Source organism: Micromonospora sp. M51 (genome assembly GCF_018070305.1).
Taxonomy (GTDB): domain Bacteria; phylum Actinomycetota; class Actinomycetes; order Mycobacteriales; family Micromonosporaceae; genus Micromonospora; species Micromonospora parva.
Window position 1 is genome coordinate 1 of sequence record NZ_JAGPXZ010000797.1, and the last position, 2,678, is coordinate 2,678.

Genomic DNA, 2,678 nt, shown 5'->3' on the forward strand with positions numbered 1-2,678 from the left:
GTACGGGCACGGCAGCCAGGTGCCGGGCGGCCCCGACCACCAGCCCGGCAGCGGCCAGCACCGGCGCGAGAGCGGGGTGCGGCGGTGCGCCGGCCGCGTCCAGGCCGACCACGGTCACCGGGCCCACCTGGGTCGTCGGGATCACCGGCTTCGCCCGGGTCGTCGGTGGCATCGGTTCCGCCCGGGTCACCGGCTCAGCCCGCGTCATCCGGGCCACCGGCCGGACGAGGCGACGACGTGCGCTCCGGCGAAGTCGACCATCGCCACGTCCACTGTGACCGTCGGCCCGGCGAAGCGCCGCAACACCGCCTGGACCCGCTGGCAGAGCAGGTCACCGGCCGGGGCGAGCAGCCCGGCGGCCTCCCACAGCTCGTACGCGTGCCGCCCGGTGTTCGCCTCGGTCACGGCGGCGACCAGCGACGGGTCACCGCCGGCCTCGGCGGTCACCGCGCCGAGCAGGGAAAGGTCCACCTTGGATCGGGTGTAGTGGGTCATCAGGATGCCCGCCGCGAGTTTGGCGAGCTTGCCGGCCATGCCGACGAAGACCACCCCGGTCATCGCGTCCTCGACGGCGGCGGTGACCGCCGCGCCGGTGAAGTCGCCCACCTCGACGAAGCACACCTCGGGCAGGTCCGGCAGCAGCGCGCGGGCGGCCCGCTCGGTACGCCCACCGGTGCAGAGCACCACTGCGCGCTCGCCCTGGGCGGCCATCACGTGCACTGCCTGCACCACGCTGGCCCGCCACGACGCGGTGGAGAAGGGACGAACGATCCCGGTGGTGCCGAGAATCGAGATCCCGCCGAGGATGCCGAGGCGGCGGTTGGTGGTCTTGCGGGCCATGATCTCGCCGCGAGGCACGCTGATCACCACCCGGACGCCGACCTCGCTGAGGTCGACCACCTCGGCCACCGCCTCGCCGATCATCCGGCGGGGGGTGTCGTTGATCGCCGGGCCGCCGACAGCGAGCCCGAGGCCGGGCTTGGTCACCGTACCGACGCCGGCGCCGCCGGCCAGCCGCAGGCCGGGTACGTCGGTCCAGTTCACTGTGGCGGTCAGCTCGGCGCCGTGGGTGACGTCCGGGTCGTCGCCGGCGTCCTTGACCACCACCGCCTCGGCGCGCACCGGTGGGGTGCCGCTCACTTCGCAGCGTTCGACAGGAAAGCGCACCCGGCGCCCGGCGGGCAGCCCGATCTCCACCTCCTGTTGGGTCTCGCCGGTGACCAGCGCGGTGACCGCCGCCTTGGCCGCCGCCGTCGCGCACGCCCCGGTGGTCCAGCCGGTGCGCAGCGCGGTGGGCCGGACCTTCGCGGTACGCGGCAGGTCCGGCTCGCGCAGCGGCGGCTCGGCGTACGTCATGGTGTGGCTGTCCCCCCGGCGCGGGCGCTGGCCTGACGGCGCAGCTCGGCGCGGGCGGCCGGCTCGGCCCGGCGGAAGGTGTGGAAGTGCCCGGGGTGATAGAGGTGCGAGCGGGTGCCCTCGGCGGCGAGCGCCGGCCCGACCAGGAACAGGGTGTGCTTCCACAGCTTGTGCTGCTTGACGGTCGCCTCCAGGGTGCCGACAGTGCAGCGGACCACCAGCTCGTCGGGCCAGGTCGCCTGGTACGCCACGACGGCCGGGGTGTCCGGCGGGTAGCCGCCGGCCAGCAGCTCGGCCTGCACCTGCCCGGAGCGGGCGGCGGAGAGGAACAGGGCCATGGTGGTGCCGTGCCGGGCGAAGTCGCGGACCCGCTCGCCGGACGGCATCGGGGTCTTGCCGCCTTCGAGGCGGGTGAGGATCACCGACTGGGCCACCTCGGGCACTGTCAGTTCCCGTCCGACGATCGCCGCGACGGCGGTGAACGAGGACACCCCGGGCACGATCTCGACGGCCAGGCCGAGCGCCCGGCACAGGTCCAGCTGCTCCTGCACGGCGCCCCACAGCGCCGGGTCTCCGGAGTGGATCCGGGCCACCGTTATCCCCTGTTCGGCGGCGCGCCGGTAGAGCGGCAGCACACCCTCGATGGGCAACTGCGACGAGTCGACGATCTCCGCGTCGGGGCGGGCGTGCGCCAGCACGTCGGCGTGCACCAGGCTGGCCGCCCAGATCACGATGTCCGCCTCGGCGATCACCCGGGCGGCCCGCAGGGTCAGCAGGTCCGCCGCACCGGGGCCGGCACCGACGAACCACACCTTCGCGTCGCTGGTCACAGCTTTCCTCCTCGGTGCTCACGGCGGGCCGGAACCAGCAGCGTCGACAGGTACGGCAGGTCGTCCCCGGTGTCGTCGACCGGCCCGACGCGTTCACCGGGCAGCCCCAGGCTGCGGCCGAGCACCGCGTCGGCGAGGCGGCCCTGCCGGCGCAGTTCGGCGAGCAGCTCCGGGTGCCGCCGCCAGCCCTTGTAGGCGACCACGGTGCCCGGCCCGGCGAGGGCGTCGGCGAAGAGCGCCAGGCCCGCGGTGGCCGGCAGCAGGGTGAGCGGTTCGCGTCCCTCGCAGAGCGGGGTGCCGCTGCGCGCCGCCAGCTCCTGCATGGCGGTGACACCGGGCACTGTCGCCACCCGCACCGCCGGGCGCAGCGCGCGGACGCTCTGGGCCAGGTACCCGAAGGTGGAGTAGACGTTGGGGTCGCCGATGGTGGCGAACACCAGCGACCGTGCGCCCGCGTCGATCGCCTCGACGACCACCCGGGCCGCCTCGTCC

The 2,678-nt window shown here is 74.8% G+C and carries 3 protein-coding genes and 1 pseudogene; all 4 read right to left on the reverse strand.

Going from position 1 to position 2,678, the window contains the following annotated elements:
* A pseudogene (locus tag KBX53_RS28925) lies at positions 1 to 172 on the reverse strand (bifunctional cobalt-precorrin-7 (C(5))-methyltransferase/cobalt-precorrin-6B (C(15))-methyltransferase); the annotation flags it as partial.
* A 32-nt stretch (positions 173 to 204) separates the two neighbouring features.
* Complete coding sequence (locus KBX53_RS28930; protein WP_030327542.1) at positions 205 to 1,356, reverse strand: cobalt-precorrin-5B (C(1))-methyltransferase; 1,152 nt, start codon at positions 1,354 to 1,356, stop codon at positions 205 to 207.
* Positions 1,353 to 2,186, reverse strand: a complete 834-nt coding sequence (gene cobM, locus KBX53_RS28935; RefSeq protein WP_210862763.1) for a precorrin-4 C(11)-methyltransferase — start codon at positions 2,184 to 2,186, stop codon at positions 1,353 to 1,355. The genes KBX53_RS28930 and cobM overlap by 4 nt, the downstream gene beginning before the upstream one ends.
* The coding region (locus KBX53_RS28940) for a precorrin-2 C(20)-methyltransferase (protein WP_210862765.1) at positions 2,183 to 2,678 on the reverse strand (496 nt) is incomplete at its 5' end. The genes cobM and KBX53_RS28940, both read right to left, overlap by 4 nt.

What these genes read in the sequence shown, in the direction of transcription:
- KBX53_RS28930 (WP_030327542.1), bottom strand. Translation starts at nt 1,356, where the DNA reads ATGACGTACGCCGAGCCGCCGCTGCGCGAGCCGGACCTGCCGCGTACC.